This is a genomic window from Cognatishimia sp. MH4019 (assembly GCF_020177595.1).
Lineage (GTDB): Bacteria > Pseudomonadota > Alphaproteobacteria > Rhodobacterales > Rhodobacteraceae > JAHTBL01.
Window position 1 is genome coordinate 368,605 of the sequence record NZ_JAHTBL010000001.1, and the last position, 14,279, is coordinate 382,883.

Annotated in this window: 15 protein-coding genes; 12 read left to right on the plus strand and 3 right to left on the minus strand. The window is 59.7% G+C overall.

The features are described 5' to 3' along the window. Positions 1–32: 32 nt before the first annotated feature. From KUW67_RS01780 to KUW67_RS01830, 11 genes are all read left to right on the plus strand, one after another. On the plus strand, positions 33–908 hold the full coding sequence (locus tag KUW67_RS01780) for a lysophospholipid acyltransferase family protein (protein ID WP_224823545.1): 876 nt from the start codon (positions 33–35) through the stop codon (positions 906–908). Between the two features lie 9 nt (positions 909–917). Then, positions 918–1,730 (plus strand): glutamate racemase, encoded by an 813-nt coding sequence (locus KUW67_RS01785; protein WP_224823546.1) that lies wholly within the window; start codon positions 918–920, stop codon positions 1,728–1,730. Positions 1,731–1,780: 50 nt separating this feature from the next. Further along, positions 1,781–2,809 carry an N-acetyl-gamma-glutamyl-phosphate reductase gene (gene argC / locus KUW67_RS01790; protein ID WP_224823547.1) on the plus strand — a complete coding sequence of 343 codons (1,029 nt, stop codon included), beginning with the start codon at positions 1,781–1,783 and terminating at the stop codon, positions 2,807–2,809. A 6-nt stretch (positions 2,810–2,815) separates the two neighbouring features. Further along, positions 2,816–3,274, plus strand: a complete 459-nt coding sequence (gene ccmE, locus KUW67_RS01795; RefSeq protein WP_224823548.1) for a cytochrome c maturation protein CcmE — start codon at positions 2,816–2,818, stop codon at positions 3,272–3,274. 44 nt (positions 3,275–3,318) lie between these two features. Then, positions 3,319–3,930: a holin-associated N-acetylmuramidase gene (locus tag KUW67_RS01800; RefSeq protein ID WP_224823549.1), complete on the plus strand. Its 612-nt coding sequence runs from the start codon at positions 3,319–3,321 to the stop codon at positions 3,928–3,930. Beyond that, complete coding sequence (locus tag KUW67_RS01805; protein WP_224823550.1) at positions 3,921–4,499, plus strand: holin family protein; 579 nt, start codon at positions 3,921–3,923, stop codon at positions 4,497–4,499. Before KUW67_RS01800 ends, KUW67_RS01805 begins: the two co-directional genes overlap by 10 nt. A gap of 25 nt (positions 4,500–4,524) precedes the next feature. Further along, entirely contained in the window at positions 4,525–4,731 is a 207-nt protein-coding gene (locus KUW67_RS01810) for a hemolysin XhlA family protein (RefSeq protein WP_224823551.1), read from the plus strand. Continuing rightward, the gene (locus KUW67_RS01815; protein ID WP_224823552.1) at positions 4,724–5,122 is read left to right on the plus strand and encodes a hypothetical protein; all 399 of its coding nucleotides are present in this window, start codon (positions 4,724–4,726) and stop codon (positions 5,120–5,122) included. Before KUW67_RS01810 ends, KUW67_RS01815 begins: the two co-directional genes overlap by 8 nt. Before the next feature lie 83 nt (positions 5,123–5,205). After that, entirely contained in the window at positions 5,206–7,179 is a 1,974-nt protein-coding gene (locus KUW67_RS01820) for a heme lyase CcmF/NrfE family subunit (protein WP_224823553.1), read from the plus strand. Next, positions 7,176–7,628, plus strand: a complete 453-nt coding sequence (locus KUW67_RS01825) for a cytochrome c-type biogenesis protein (protein WP_224823554.1) — start codon at positions 7,176–7,178, stop codon at positions 7,626–7,628. The genes KUW67_RS01820 and KUW67_RS01825 overlap by 4 nt, the downstream gene beginning before the upstream one ends. 66 nt (positions 7,629–7,694) lie before the next feature. Continuing rightward, complete coding sequence (locus KUW67_RS01830) at positions 7,695–8,471, plus strand: enoyl-CoA hydratase-related protein (RefSeq protein ID WP_224823555.1); 777 nt, start codon at positions 7,695–7,697, stop codon at positions 8,469–8,471. A gap of 101 nt (positions 8,472–8,572) precedes the next feature. On the opposite strand, the gene gltA is transcribed toward KUW67_RS01830, so the two are convergent. Then, on the minus strand, positions 8,573–9,868 hold the full coding sequence (gene gltA / locus KUW67_RS01835) for a citrate synthase (RefSeq protein WP_224823556.1): 1,296 nt from the start codon (positions 9,866–9,868) through the stop codon (positions 8,573–8,575). A gap of 94 nt (positions 9,869–9,962) precedes the next feature. Further along, positions 9,963–11,372 carry a glutamate--tRNA ligase gene (gltX, locus tag KUW67_RS01840; RefSeq protein ID WP_224823557.1) on the minus strand — a complete coding sequence of 470 codons (1,410 nt, stop codon included), beginning with the start codon at positions 11,370–11,372 and terminating at the stop codon, positions 9,963–9,965. Between the two features lie 68 nt (positions 11,373–11,440). Between gltX and KUW67_RS01845 the strand changes: the two genes are divergently transcribed. Then, entirely contained in the window at positions 11,441–13,537 is a 2,097-nt protein-coding gene (locus tag KUW67_RS01845) for a ComEC/Rec2 family competence protein (protein WP_224823558.1), read from the plus strand. Here KUW67_RS01845 and lexA read toward each other — a convergent pair. Then, a complete protein-coding gene (lexA, locus tag KUW67_RS01850; protein WP_224823559.1) occupies positions 13,531–14,223 on the minus strand; it encodes a transcriptional repressor LexA in 693 nt (230 codons plus the stop codon). The genes KUW67_RS01845 and lexA overlap by 7 nt on opposite strands. Positions 14,224–14,279: the final 56 nt, after the last annotated feature.

A 14,279-nucleotide genomic window follows, 5' to 3' on the forward strand; every position in this document is an offset into this window, starting at 1 on the left:
ACGGTTGGCCTGCGTATATAGCCCTCATGAGCATGAGGCAGGCCACACGCGAAATCAGCTATGCCAGTTCGGCGCGAACACGCGGCGGACGCACGGTCATCCGTATGATGGAGAATGTGACAGGCCGCATGCGTTTGATTAAACGCGCCGAAGGCTACGAAAATGAGGTCGCTGCCGGAAAGGACTTCTGGGCGGTGATGGTTGAGCGGTATGGCCTCAGCCTTGAGGTGACCGGCGGCGCCCTGGAGACCATTCCCAAGCACGGCCCGCTGATCCTGATCGCCAATCATCCCTACGGCATTCTTGATGGTCTCATGATGGGCCATATCCTGAGCCAAGTGCGCGGTGATTTTCGAATTCTCGCCAACAATGTCTTCAAGAAGGCCGAAGAGTTGAACCGCATCGTGCTTCCCGTCAGCTTTGATGGGGACAGGGAAGCGCTGGCGCTCAACCTTAAGACCCGCAAGATTGCGCTGGAGTATTTGGCAGGTGGCGGTGCCATTGGCGTCTTTCCCGGTGGTACGGTTTCGACCGCGGCCAAGCCCTTTGCGGCGCCGATGGACCCCGGATGGAGGTCCTTCACAGCCAAGATGGTAGCCAAATCCAACGCCACCGTGGTGCCGATTTTCTTTGAAGGGCACACCTCGCGCCTCTTTCAGATCGCCAGCCATATGCACAACACGCTGCGGTTGGGCCTGCTGATCAAAGAGTTCAAAGCGCGGGTTGATGAACCGGTGAAACTGGTGGTCGGCAAGCCCTTGCCGGCAGAGGCGCTGAAGGCGCGCCGAAAAGACCCCAAAGCGATGATGGATTATCTGCGCAAAGCCACGTATGAGTTGTCGCCGACGCCGATCAACCCGCTTGCGCGCGGGTTCGAGTTTGAAGCGCGGTATAAGGCACAAGGATAGGCAACTCCAATGGCGGTTGGAATTTTCGATAGTGGTCTGGGCGGGTTGACCGTACTGGATGCGGTGGCCGAGCGGCTGCCCGATGTGCCGCTTGTCTATTTCGGCGACAGCGCCCATGCGCCTTACGGGGTGCGCGATGCCGACGATATCTTCAATCTGACCACTGCCGCGGTCGAGCGGCTCTGGGACGAAGGCTGCAACCTTGTCATTCTGGCGTGCAATACCGCGTCGGCGGCTGCATTACGGCGGATGCAGGAAAGCTGGATTCCGTCCGACAAGCGCGTGCTTGGTGTTTTTGTGCCGCTGATCGAGGCGCTGACGGAACGTCAATGGGGCGACAACTCTCCGCCGCGCGAAGTGGCTGTCAAACATGTGGCCTTGTTTGCCACGCCTGCGACAGTTTCAAGCCGCGCGTTTCAGCGCGAGTTGGCTTTCCGGGCGATTGGCGTCGACGTTGAGGCGCAAGCCTGTGGTGGTGTGGTCGATGCGATTGAAGATGGCGATATGATCCTTGCGGACGCCTTGGTGCGCAGCCATGTGGACGCGCTCAAACGCAAGATGCCGGTGCCCGAGGCGGCTATTTTGGGCTGCACGCATTATCCGCTGATGCAGCAGGTCTTTCAGGATGCGCTGGGCGCAGATGTGAATGTCTATTCGCAAGCCAGTCTGGTTGCTGAAAGCCTTGCGGATTATCTTGACCGGCATCCGAACATGTTGGGCTCTGGCACGCGGTCGTGCTTTTTGACGACCGGAGACCCCGCGCGCGTTTCGACCCGTGCGACGCAGTTCTTGCGACGAAAGATCGAGTTTGAAGCCGCCTGATTGCGGCACATCGAAACTTTGTCTAAATCGCCCGCAAGAAAGGGTTTATCATGAGCCATAATGTCATCATTTTAGGAGCCAGCGGTTATACCGGGGCTGAATTGGTCCGGCTGATCGCCACCCATCCGTCGCTAAACATCGTTGCGATGTCGGCAGACCGTAAGGCTGGCATGGCGATGGGGGACGTGTTCCCGCATCTCCGCCATCTGGACCTGCCCAAGCTGCAAAAGATCGACGAGATCGACTTTAATCGCGCCAATTTGGTGTTTTGCGCACTGCCCCATGCGACCTCGCAAGCGGTCATCCGGACGCTGCCGGGTGATATAAAGGTCGTGGACCTGTCCGCCGACTTCCGGCTGCGCGATCCAGAGGAATATGCCCGCTGGTATGGAAAAGACCATGCTGCGCTCGATTTGCAATCAGAGGCCGTCTATGGGTTGACCGAGTTTTACCGCGACCAGGTCGAGACCGCTCGGCTGGTAGCGGGCACGGGCTGCAACGCCGCGACGGGGCAATATGCGCTGCGGCCCTTGATTGAAGCAAAAGTGATCGACCTCGACGAGATCATCATTGACCTGAAAACCGGCGTCAGCGGGGCGGGGCGGTCTTTGAAGGAAAACCTGCTTCATGCCGAACTGTCCGAGGGTGGCCATGCTTATGCCGTTGGCGGAACACACCGTCATCTTGCAGAATTTGATCAAGAATTCAGTGCGTTGGCGGGCCGGCCAGTCAAGGTTCAGTTCACGCCGCACCTAATCCCAGCCAATCGCGGCATCCTCGCGACAGTCTATGTCAAAGGCGATGCACAGGTCATTCACGAGACCTTGCAGGCCGCCTATAACGACGAGCCCTTCATCGAGGTGCTTCCTTTTGGCGCGCACCCCTCGACGCGGCACGTGAGAGGGTCTAATTTCTGTCATGTTGGTGTGACGGGTGACCGGATCGAAGGCCGTGCGATTGTTATCGCGGCGTTGGATAACTTGACGAAAGGATCGTCAGGGCAGGCGCTTCAGAATGCCAATTTGATGTTGGGAGAGGAAGAGACGGCGGGGTTGATGTTGGCTCCGGTGTTTCCATAAAGGCTTATGCGCGGACTTAAAAAACAACGACGCATTCAGGTGATTGTTCTGGCTTTTGTGGCGCTCATCGGCGCCACGGGCATGATGTGGTATGCCAGTCAGGACGCGTTCCAGTTCTTCCGCACGCCGACTGAAGTGGCCGAAGCGCCGCCACCCCCCAATGAGGTCTTCCGCATCGGTGGGCTTGTCGAGGAAGGCACGCTGCTGCGCGGTGAGGGTGAGACGATCACGTTTATGGTTACCGACACGAACGAATCCGTCCCCGTCGCCTTTACCGGCGTACTGCCTGACCTTTTTGGTGAGGGCGAAGGCATGGTCGGCACTGGCTCATTCGTTGACGGCACCTTTCAGGCGACCGAAATTCTGGCCCGCCATGACGAGACCTATATGCCCAAAGAGGTCACCGATGCGCTGAAAGAGCAGGGCATGTATGTGGCACCGGACGGTGAGGTCGTCACGAATTAACCAATTGCCATGAGGTTTGTCCCAGCAAGACGAGGGGGCACATCATGCAATCGGTTCAAGACATCGCGACAGAGATTGTCGCCCGCGAGGGCGGCTATGTTAACGACCCGGACGATCCCGGCGGGGCGACAAATTTTGGCGTGACCATTCACACCATGCGCCGCCTTGGGCTGGATCTGGATGGTGACGGGTCGATCACGACGGCAGACGTGAAACAGCTCAGCCGTGACCAAGCCATCGGGATTTTCGTAGAGCATTACTTCATCCGCCCGCAGATCGCGCAATTGCCCGAGACCCTCCATTCGAGCGTCTTCGACATGTATGTCAACGCAGGCGCCAATGCGGTGAAAATCCTGCAGCGTCTTCTGGGCCAGATGGGCTTTCCGGTCGCCGTCGATGGCGTGCTGGGGCCGAAATCGCTTGAGGCGGCAGCCCGTGCGGCCAAGGCTGCCCCGCACCACCTAGCAGATGCTTACGGCATCGCACGGCGCAATTACTATTACGCATTGGCCGACCGTCGCCGTGCCAGCCGCAAATATGCGCGCCGGCGGGATGGTGGCAAGGGCGGCTGGATCACCCGGGCCGAGGAATTCATGGCCCCGCAATATCACTTCAGCGCAGCACAGCATCGCGAAAGGGTTTCCGCATGGGATTGATCGACCGTCTATTCGGTCTGGTCTTCGGATCAGGCAATGTCGTGCGGGAAACCGCAGAAGTGTTTCGCGAAAACGCCGAGAAATCGGCGCAACGGGGCGCAGACCTGCGCGAAGCCGCGATGGCGCAATTCGGTGCGGAATTTACCGTTGCGCGCCAAGGCCGGTTCGATCGCCTTGTTGACGGTCTCAACCGTTTGCCGCGCCCGGCTTTGGCCTTTGGTACGTTGGGTCTTTTCGTGGCCGCGATGATCGACCCGATCTGGTTCGCCTCGCGGATGACCGGCATCGCATTGGTCCCAGAACCGCTTTGGTGGCTATTGGGCGCGATTGTGTCGTTTTACTTCGGTGCGCGGCATCAGGTCAAAGGCCACGCCTTTCAGCGCAGCATCGCCGCCACGTTGGCCCAAGTGCCAGCGGTGATCGAGACACAGGCGAAGCTGGCCAAGCTGAGCGACCGCACCCCCGGCAGCGCCGCTACCGGATCAGACGCTTCGGTTGCGTTATCTGCGCTGTCACCCACGCATAACGCCGCCTTAGAGCACTGGCGGATTCAACGTCGCGCACCATAACGCTCTTCGCGAAAAGGAGGTCCGAATGGATCCTGAAATTCTACGCGCCATAGATGCGCGTCTGCATGCTCTTGAGACCAAAGGCGCTGTCGATGAGGTGCATCGTATCAATGTCGAAACCCGTCTGAGCGGGATCGAAGATACTCAGAAATGGCTGGTCCGTCTTATCCTGGGCGCTTGGATCATGTCCGCCGTAGCTTACGCGATTAAGGGAGGGTTCGTCCTTGGTTAAGATACTCGTCATATCATTATTCCTCAGCGTCGCGGTCTTTTTGCGCAGCGTCGGCGGCTATGTGGAGGGATATCTCTTTCCGGTCGTGACACCCGGGCAGATTGAACGGATCGACTTTGTAGACGGGATCAGCGTTCGCATCTGGGGGAATTCTGCACGGCTGCGCCAATGCCAATTCAACCGTCTCGAATGGCGGTTGGGGGATCGGCACGCTTATTCGGTCGTCGATCTGGCCTTTGAAGAGTCTGCAAAGGTGCGTGCGAGTGGCGATTTTTCGTTCGGCCCATGGCGTTTGCACCTGACGCAAAAGCAACTGCGCGAGCGTTCCTATGCGTGGGTCTATCACCGATGTCACTGGCTGTGGCTGACCCGGTCCCGCTTTTACGGCTAACTCCACATTTTTTTGAGCGCCCTGCGACAGTATTGCGGGGCGTTTGTCGTTGCGCTGCCGCGTGCGGGCTCTAAATTCAGGTCATGATTACAGAGCTTGGTCACTTCGCCCTCGTCCTGGCTTTCGCGGTTGCGATTGTCCAGATGATCGTTCCTTTGGTCGGCGCCCAAAAGGGCTGGCGAAGTTGGATGGCTGTGGCAGAGCCTGCGGCGACAGCGCAGTTCCTGCTGACGGCATTCGCCTTTGCCGCTTTGACCTATGCCTTTGTCGTTTCGGATTTCTCGCTCAGGCTGGTCTTTCTGAACTCCCATACTGACAAACCGATGCTTTACAAAGTCACCGGTGTCTGGGGAAATCATGAAGGGTCGCTGCTGCTTTGGGTCGTGATCCTGACGCTTTTCGGCGCCATGGCCGCATGGTTTGGTGGCAATTTGCCCCCCACATTGCGCGCTCGCGTGCTTGCCGTGCAATCGTCGGTCGCGGTGGCCTTCTTTGCGTTCATGATCTTCACATCGAACCCGTTTTTGCGCCTCGCCGTGCCACCCTTTGACGGGCAAGACCTGAACCCGCTCTTGCAAGATCCCGGTTTGGCCTTCCACCCGCCGTTCCTCTATCTCGGCTATGTCGGCCTCTCTATGAGCTTTTCCTTCGCCGTCGCCGCCTTGATCGAAGGCCGCGTAGATGCCGCCTGGGGCCGCTGGGTGCGCCCATGGGCGCTGGCGGCGTGGCTTTTCCTGACCATCGGCATCGGCCTTGGATCCTGGTGGGCCTATTACGAGCTTGGCTGGGGTGGCTTCTGGTTCTGGGACCCGGTCGAGAACGCATCGTTTATGCCTTGGCTGATCGCCGCTGCCCTGCTGCATTCCGCTATCGTGGTTGAGAAACGTGAAGCGCTGAAAAGCTGGACGATCCTTCTGGCGATCCTCGCGTTTGGCTTCTCGCTGATCGGGACTTTCATTGTGCGCTCGGGCGTGCTGACATCCGTTCACGCTTTCGCCAATGACCCGGAACGAGGCGTCTGGATCCTGCTGATCCTCGGCATTTTCATGGGCGGTGCGCTGACGCTTTATGCCTTCCGGGCAGGAACGATGGAAGCGAAGGGCGTCTTCTCCCTCGTCTCTCGCGAAAGCGCTTTGGTGATGAATAATCTGCTGCTGGCGGTGGGCTGTTTCGTGGTCTTCATCGGCACGATCTGGCCTCTTGTGGCCGAGCTGTTCCTCGATCGAACGCTCTCTGTCGGCCCGCCTTTCTTCGAGATGGCGTTTACCCCGTTCATGGTCGTGCTGGCCGCGATTTTACCGCTGGGCTCGGTGCTGCCTTGGAAGCGGGCCAAACTGGGCAAGCAAGCGAAAGCCCTCTGGCCGGTTTTCTTCGTGGCCCTCGCGCTGGCCGCACTGGCATGGGCGATGCAAACGGGGCGCTCCGCCCTTGGCCCGGTCGGCGTCTTTCTTGGCGCTTGGCTCGTCTTCGGCGCGATTGCTGAACTCTGGACCCGCTCGGGCAAAGGGGAAGCGCGCTTGCGTCGCCTTAAGAACCTGCCGCGCGCGGATTGGGGCAAGGCCGTCGCCCATGCGGGTTTCGGCATCACCTGCCTCGGCATCGCAGGCCTGATGGCGTGGGAGGTCGAGGACATCCGCGTCGCGCAAATCGGAGAGACCTATACAGTCGGCAATATCGAAGTGACCTTGCAAGACGTCCAGCAAGTCCAGGGGCCGAACTATATCTCGACCATGGGCTTTGTCGCCTTTGGCCGTGACGGCGAACAGTTCAGTCAGGTGACACCCGAAAAACGCATCTATCCCGTGGCCTCCATGCCCACGACGGAGGCCGGCATCGCCAATGGCTTCCTGCGCGATGTCTATGTCGTGCTGGGCGATCCGCAAAGCAGCGGCGGTTGGGCCGTGCGCACCTATATCAAGCCGCTGGCCAACTGGATTTGGGCGGGCTGTATCATCATGTCGCTCGGTGGTGCGCTCAGCCTGACCGATCGCCGCTTCCGCGTCGCTGCTGGCGCACGGCGGACACGTCGCACCCCTGACGCCGTGCCTGCCGAATGATCCGCGCGTTGCTCATCTGGGTGCTGCTGGCCACACCTGTCTTGGCTCTGGACCCAAGCGAGCTGTTGCAGGACCCAGTCCTGGAAGACCGCGCGCGCGAAATCTCCAAAGGGCTGCGCTGCCCGGTCTGCCAGAACGAGTCCATCGACGAAAGCAACGCGACGGTCGCTCAAGACCTGCGCGCGCTGGTGCGCGAGCGCCTCTTGGCGGGCGACAGCAATACAGAAGTCGTGGACTTCGTTGTGGATCGCTACGGTGAATACGTCCTGCTGAACCCGCAAACCACCGGTGCGAACCTTGCTCTTTGGCTTGCCGGCCCCGCCATGCTGCTGCTCGGCGCGGGCGTTGCCGGTGTCTATATCCGCCGCCGGGACGCGCAGCCGAAAGAGCAAGCGGGCGTGCTCAGCAAGGAAGAAGCCGCGCGCCTTTCGAAAATTCTCGACGACTGACGCACGGTTTCGCTTTCGCGTTCTGAACTGGTCCGTATGGTTCTTCCAAGAAATGAGGAGCCCGACATGGACTATACCGCCATCACCTACACTGTCCGCGATGATATCGCGGTTCTGACCTTGAACCGTCCGGACGTGATGAACGCGCTGAACAGCCAAATGCGCGCCGAGATCACCCATGCGGTCAAAGCCGCCGCTGATGAGTCCCGCGTTTTGGTGATGACCGGCAGCGGCACATCCTTCTGCTCCGGCCAGGATCTGGGCGACAGTGGCTCTGCGGCGAATCTTGATCTGGAGCGCACCTTGCGCGACGAATACGTCCCAATGCTGCGCGCGATCTTCGACAGCCCCATCCCTACGATCTGTGCGGTCAACGGTGCGGCTGCCGGGGCAGGGGCCAACCTTGCACTGGCCGCCGATGTGGTCATCGCAACCGAAAGCGCCTTCTTCTTGCAAGCCTTCACCCGCATCGGCCTGATCCCCGACGCAGGTGGCACCTATTGGCTCCCCCGCCAGATGGGCGCGGCAAAAGCGATGGGCGCGGCCTTGTTTGCCGATAAGATCACCGCCAGCGAGGCCAGCCAAATGGGCATGATCTATGAGGCGATCCCCGACGCGACGTTCGAGGCTCATTGGAAAGCCCGCGCGGCCAAGCTCGCCCAAGGGCCGACCGTTGCCTACCAACATCTCAAAACTGCGATCCGTGGCTCCTTTGAGAACTCGCTCGATGATCAACTTGCGCTTGAAGCCAAACTGCAAGGCGCTTGTGGCAAAACCCGCGACTTCCAGGAAGGCGTTATGGCATTTCTGGAAAAACGCCCGGCCAATTACGAAGGCCGCTGACGTTCTTTTGTCCTTAAATACCTCCGCCGGAGGCAAAAAGGGCACCCACCGGGTGCCCTTTTTCAATCAATAAAAGACATGCGCGTCAGCGCACTTTTAAATCACCGGTTCTCGATATCGGTATAGTCGCGCAAGGTCTCGCCTTGATACAATTGACGCGGGCGCCCGATTTTCATCTGCGGGTCCGAGATCATCTCTTTCCACTGCGAAATCCAGCCCACTGTGCGGCTTAGCGCAAAGATCGGCGTGAACATCGAAGTGGGGAAGCCCATCGCTTCCAGGATGATCCCCGAATAGAAGTCCACATTCGGGAACAGCTTCTTGTCCGCGAAATACGGATCGGCCAACGCCGCCGCTTCCAGTTCCTTGGCGACTTGAAGAACAGGATTATTCTCAACCCCCAGCAGGTCCAGCACTTCGTCGGCGGACTGTTTCATCACCTTCGCGCGCGGATCAAAGTTCTTGTAGACGCGGTGGCCGAAGCCCATCAGGCGGAACGGGTCGTCCTTGTCTTTGGCGCGGGCGATATATTCCGGAATACGGTCAACCGAGCCGATTTCCTGAAGCATCTCAAGGCAAGCCTGGTTTGCACCACCATGGGCCGGTCCCCAAAGGCACGCAACACCGGCGGCGATACAAGCAAACGGGTTCGCGCCGGACGAGGACGCCAGACGCACGGTCGAGGTTGATGCGTTCTGCTCGTGATCCGCATGCAGCGTAAAGATGCGGTCCATCGCACGGCTCAGGATCGGATTGACCTGATAATCCTCGGCCGGCACCGCAAAGCACATGCGCAGGAAGTTGGACGCATAGTCGATGTCATTGCGCGGATAAACGAAGGGCTGACCGATCGTGTATTTATAGGCCATTGCTGCAATCGTCGGCATCTTCGCGATGAGCCGGATCGAAGCCACTTCGCGCTGCCACGGGTCCGAGATGTCGGTGCTGTCGTGATAGAACGCAGACATAGCGCCAACCACGCCGACCATGACGGCCATCGGGTGCGCATCGCGACGGAAGCCACGGAAGAAATTCATCATCTGCTCGTGCAGCATCGTGTGATTGGTCACACGGCTTTCAAAATCCTCCAACTGCTCGGGGGAGGGCAGTTCGCCATAAAGCAGCAGATAGCACACTTCGAGATAGTGCGATTTGCCCGCCAGCTGATCAATCGGGTAACCGCGATGCAACAACTCCCCTTTGCCGCCGTCAATATAGGTGATGGTGCTGTCGCAAGCCGCCGTCGATGTGAAGCCCGGATCATAGGTGAACAAACCCGTCTCGCCATAAAGCTTGCGGATGTCGATCACATCGGGGCCAACGGAGCCTGAATAAATCGGCAAATCATAGGATTGACCGTCAATCGTGAGCGTTGCGGTTTTTGTGCTTTCGGCCATATCTGTCCCTCTATCTCATGGCGCGGGGCGGATGCCTCGCGCGCGGCGTTGTGCTGCCTGACTGGGGTTAGACCGAACTGGTTAACGCTTTATGTCAGGTGCTTGCGTCCGTGAGACGCGCGAGTGTTTCGTCCCGCCCGATCACAAGCATCATATCGAAGACGCTGGGGGTGACGGAGCGTCCAGCCAGAGCTGCGCGCAGGGGTCCCGCGAGCTTGCCCAGCTTGGTGCCATGCGCCTCTGCGACGGCAGCAACAGCCTCCTCCAGCGTGTCTCGGGACCAGCTAGCATTTTGCAGATGCGGCGTCAATTCTGACAGTATACCACGGGATACATCGTCGAGCAGCTTCGCCGCCTTCTCATCGGGCTCAAAGGGGCGTGATCCCAGAACAAAGTAAGCTTTTTCAAGAAGTTCCGGAAATGTCCGCGCGCGCTCCTTGAGGCAATACATCGCATCTCCCAATCCCGTCATCTGCGTTTCCGTAAGGGCAGGTTGCCCACTTGCGGCCAGATAAGACGCGATTTCTTGCTGCAACGCGGCATCATCGGTAACGGCGATATGCTGACCGCTGAGATTCTCCAGCTTTTTGAAGTCAAACCGGGCGGCGGATTTACCAATCCCGTCCGTGCCGAACCACTCGATGGCCTGCGCATCGGTGAAGAACTCGTCATCCCCATGGCTCCAGCCCAGCCGCGCCAGATAGTTGCGCATGCCCGCCGCAGAGTAACCCATGGCCTGATATTCCTCGACCCCCAGCGCGCCATGACGCTTGGACAGTTTCTTGCCGTCGGGGCCGTGGATTAGCGGGATATGAGCGTAAACGGGCAGGGGCCAACCCATCGCTTTATAGATCAGTGATTGACGCGCGGCATTGGCCAGATGGTCGTCCCCGCGAATAACATGGGTGACACCCATATCGTAGTCGTCCACGACTACAGCAAGCATATAGACCGGTGACCCGTCCGAGCGCAGCAACACCATGTCGTCGAGTTGATCGTTCTGCCACGTCACAGTGCCTTGCACTTCATCCTCAATCACCGTCGCCCCCTCGCGCGGCGCTTTCAGACGCACGACGAAAGGCGCATCCGGGTGTTCGGACGGATCCACATCGCGCCATGGCGAGCGGAAGAGCGTGGACTTGCCATCAGCCTTGGCCGCTTCGCGAAAGGCCGTAATCTCTTCGGGGGTTGAGAAGCACTTATACGCATTGCCCTCGGCCAGCATCTGATGCGCCACTTCTGCATGACGGTCCCGCCGTCCCCACTGGCTGACCGCATCACCATCATGATCCAACCCGAGCCAAGCCATACCGCGCAAGATCGCGTCGGTCGCCTCAGGGGTCGAGCGTGCGCGGTCCGTATCCTCAATGCGCAGCAAAAATTTCCCGCCGCGTCCGCGTGCATAAAGCCAATTGAACAGCGCCGTGCGTGCGCCGCCAATATGCAGATACCCGGTCGGAGAGGGGGCAAAGCGGGTCACAACAGGCGGGGTGGAAGCGGACATGGTTAACCTTTCGGTAAGGCGGATTTGGTTAAAGGGGGATTAACGGCAGGTGAAAGGGATCACAAGGCATGAGCCTCCCCATGGGCTTTCTGGCTACAGCACGGATCAAAGCAGCGCTGGAAGCGCAGCGCGGGCATCTGTTTTGCTGGGCGCCTGTTGCAATGGCATTGGGCATCGGTGGCTATTTCGCGATCCCGTTTGAGCCCGGTGGCGCGATGCTGACTGCGGCGGCTCTGACCGTTGGGGCAGGTGCGTCGATCTACTGGCGCTCGCGTGAAAGTTGGGGCGTTTTCGCGCTGGCCCTTGCCTTGGTCGCTTTGGGCCTCTTGCTGGCCGCCTTGCGCGCCCATTCAGTCACCGCCCCGGTACTGAGCTACCGCTACTACGGCCCTGTTGAGGGGCGGATCATCGCCATCGACCGCTCTGTCTCTGACAAGGTGCGCGTTATGCTGGACCGTGTGGTGCTGGCGCGCATGTCGCCTGTGCGCACACCTGAGAAAGTGCGCATCTCGCTCCACTGGCCGGACCCGGTCATCGTGCCTGAACCTGGGATGCGCGTGGCGGCCACGGCGCACCTGTCGCCGCCCCAAGGCCCGGTGGAACCCGGTGGCTTCACCTTCCAGCGTATGGCGTGGTTCAAGGGTCTGGGTGCGGTTGGCTATGCGCGCACTCCGCTTTTGGCAATGCCCGGTGGCGGGGCGCAGGCGGACCTTTGGATTTACCGCCAGCGCATGGCCCTGTCGCAAGAGGTGCGGGACCGCATGGGAGGCCCGGAGGGGGGCGTGGCCGCTGCCATCGTCTCGGGCGACCGCTCTGGTATCCAAGCAGACACATTAACCAATTTGCGCGCCTCTAATCTGGCGCATCTGTTGGCTATTTCCGGACTTCATATGGGGTTGCTCACAGGTGTGGTCTTTGCCCTGTTGCGCTTCGGGCTGGCCCTGAACGCCCATGCCGCAAACCACTGGAACACAAAGAAAATAGCAGCGATCGGCGCGCTGATTGCAGGCGCAGGCTATCTGGCACTCTCCGGCGGCTCTGTCGCGACAGAGCGCGCCTTCATCATGGTCTCGGTCATGTTCGTCGCAATCTTGCTCAACCGCCGCGCATTAACCTTGCGCGCCGTGGCTATGGCGGCTGTAATCGTTCTGGTTCTGACGCCCGAGGCGCTGATCGGACCCGGATTTCAGATGTCTTTCGCTGCGACAACCGCGCTGGTCGCCGTCTTCGGAGCGCTTCGAGGGCGCTCATGGCGCCAAATTCCAAAGCCAGTGCAAAAGGTCGGCGCGGTGGTGCTGTCATCCTTCGTGGCAGGGTTGGCGACTGCGCCGTTCGCGGCCGCTCATTTTAACCAGATTGCCCATTACGGCTTGCTCGCCAATATCCTCAGCGTGCCGATGATGGGGGCGGTCGTGATGCCCGCCGCCGTGCTCGCCGCGATCCTTTGGCCGCTTGGATTGAGCGGGGTTGGTCTTTGGATCATGGGCCTCGGCCTGCGCTGGATTTTAACTGTCGCCGATTGGGTGGCAGGGCTTGAGGGTGCCGTTGGCAAAATTCTGACACCTGTGCCCTCTGTCATCCCGTTGATTGCGCTTGGCGCGCTTTTCACGATCCTGTGGCGCGGTCGGGGCCGCGTGCTTGGCGTCGTCCCGATGCTGGTTGCGGCTATCCTGTGGGCCGCTACAGACCGTCCGACCATGCTCATCTCTGACAGCGGCGCGTTGTTGGGCGTCATGACTGCCGAGGGGCGCAGCGTCTCCAAAGCGCGCGGTGAAAGTTTTGTGGCTGGAAGCTGGTTGGAAAATGATGGCGATCCCGCAGATCAGCAGACCGCCTATGCGCGCTCCGCCGCTTGGGAACAGCGCTTGCGTCAGTTCGATGTGGCGGGCCAGCGCATTCATCACGCCACCGGGAAACGTGCAACAGAAGGTCTGCCCGATTGCACTGGCGGCGTCTGGTTGGTCAGCAATCAGCCTATCGCGCGGGATGGCGATTGCCGCATTCTGGATCCGGTCGCATTGCGTCAAACCGGCTCCATCGCGCTTTATGCCGATGGCCGCGTTGTGACAGCCTATGCGCAAAGTGGTGACCGGCTCTGGACCCCGAAACGCAAAACGGCGCGGAGAACCCGCGCCGCACAAACTGCGTCAAATCTGGATCAATAAGTGCGGATCAGCCCAACCAGACGACCCTGCACTTTGACCTGATCATCGCGAAAAACGCGCGTTTCATAGGCCGGGTTCGCAGCCTCCAGCGCGATGGCAGTGCCATTGCGGCGATAGCGCTTGAGCGTTGCTTCATGATCCTCGACCAATGCCACGACAATATCGCCATTATCCGCGGTCGAGGTCTCGCGAATGACGACGACGTCACCGTCATTGATCCCGGCCTCAATCATCGAATCGCCTTTGACTTCAAGCGCATAGTGATCGCCCTTACCGCTGAGCATGGTGCCGGGAACAGCAACGGAATGGCTGACCTGGTTGATGGCTTCAATCGGAACACCCGCAGCAATGCGGCCCATCAAGGGCAGTTCTACAGCGGTGTTAGAGACCTCCATCGCGCGGGCAGGTGGCGGCGTATCGGGCCTATCGCCATCAATCACGCGAGGCGTAAATCCGGCAGGCTCACCCATCGCGTCAGGCAGCTTCACGATTTCAATCGCGCGGGCGCGATGCGCCAGACGGCGGATGAAGCCGCGCTCTTCCAGAGCGGTAATTAAACGGTGGATCCCTGATTTCGACCGCAGGTCCAGCGCTTCCTTCATTTCGTCAAAAGAAGGGGGAACCCCGTCGCGCTGCACGCGCCTATTGATAAATTGCAGCAATTCCAATTGCTTCTTCGTCAACATCTGCTCGCCTCCGGTCCAAGTGGACGGCGCGGATGACCGCACCCTATCTGTTTTGT

Coding starts and splice junctions, on each gene's coding strand:
- KUW67_RS01780 (WP_224823545.1), top strand. CDS start 33: ATGAGGCAGGCCACACGCGAAATCAGCTATGCCAGTTCGGCGCGAACA.
- KUW67_RS01785 (WP_224823546.1), top strand. CDS start 918: ATGGCGGTTGGAATTTTCGATAGTGGTCTGGGCGGGTTGACCGTACTG.
- argC (WP_224823547.1), top strand. CDS start 1,781: ATGAGCCATAATGTCATCATTTTAGGAGCCAGCGGTTATACCGGGGCT.
- ccmE (WP_224823548.1), top strand. CDS start 2,816: ATGCGCGGACTTAAAAAACAACGACGCATTCAGGTGATTGTTCTGGCT.
- KUW67_RS01800 (WP_224823549.1), top strand. CDS start 3,319: ATGCAATCGGTTCAAGACATCGCGACAGAGATTGTCGCCCGCGAGGGC.
- KUW67_RS01805 (WP_224823550.1), top strand. CDS start 3,921: ATGGGATTGATCGACCGTCTATTCGGTCTGGTCTTCGGATCAGGCAAT.
- KUW67_RS01810 (WP_224823551.1), top strand. CDS start 4,525: ATGGATCCTGAAATTCTACGCGCCATAGATGCGCGTCTGCATGCTCTT.
- KUW67_RS01820 (WP_224823553.1), top strand. CDS start 5,206: ATGATTACAGAGCTTGGTCACTTCGCCCTCGTCCTGGCTTTCGCGGTT.
- KUW67_RS01825 (WP_224823554.1), top strand. CDS start 7,176: ATGATCCGCGCGTTGCTCATCTGGGTGCTGCTGGCCACACCTGTCTTG.
- KUW67_RS01830 (WP_224823555.1), top strand. CDS start 7,695: ATGGACTATACCGCCATCACCTACACTGTCCGCGATGATATCGCGGTT.
- gltA (WP_224823556.1), bottom strand. CDS start 9,868: ATGGCCGAAAGCACAAAAACCGCAACGCTCACGATTGACGGTCAATCC.
- gltX (WP_224823557.1), bottom strand. CDS start 11,372: ATGTCCGCTTCCACCCCGCCTGTTGTGACCCGCTTTGCCCCCTCTCCG.
- KUW67_RS01845 (WP_224823558.1), top strand. CDS start 11,441: ATGAGCCTCCCCATGGGCTTTCTGGCTACAGCACGGATCAAAGCAGCG.
- lexA (WP_224823559.1), bottom strand. CDS start 14,223: ATGTTGACGAAGAAGCAATTGGAATTGCTGCAATTTATCAATAGGCGC.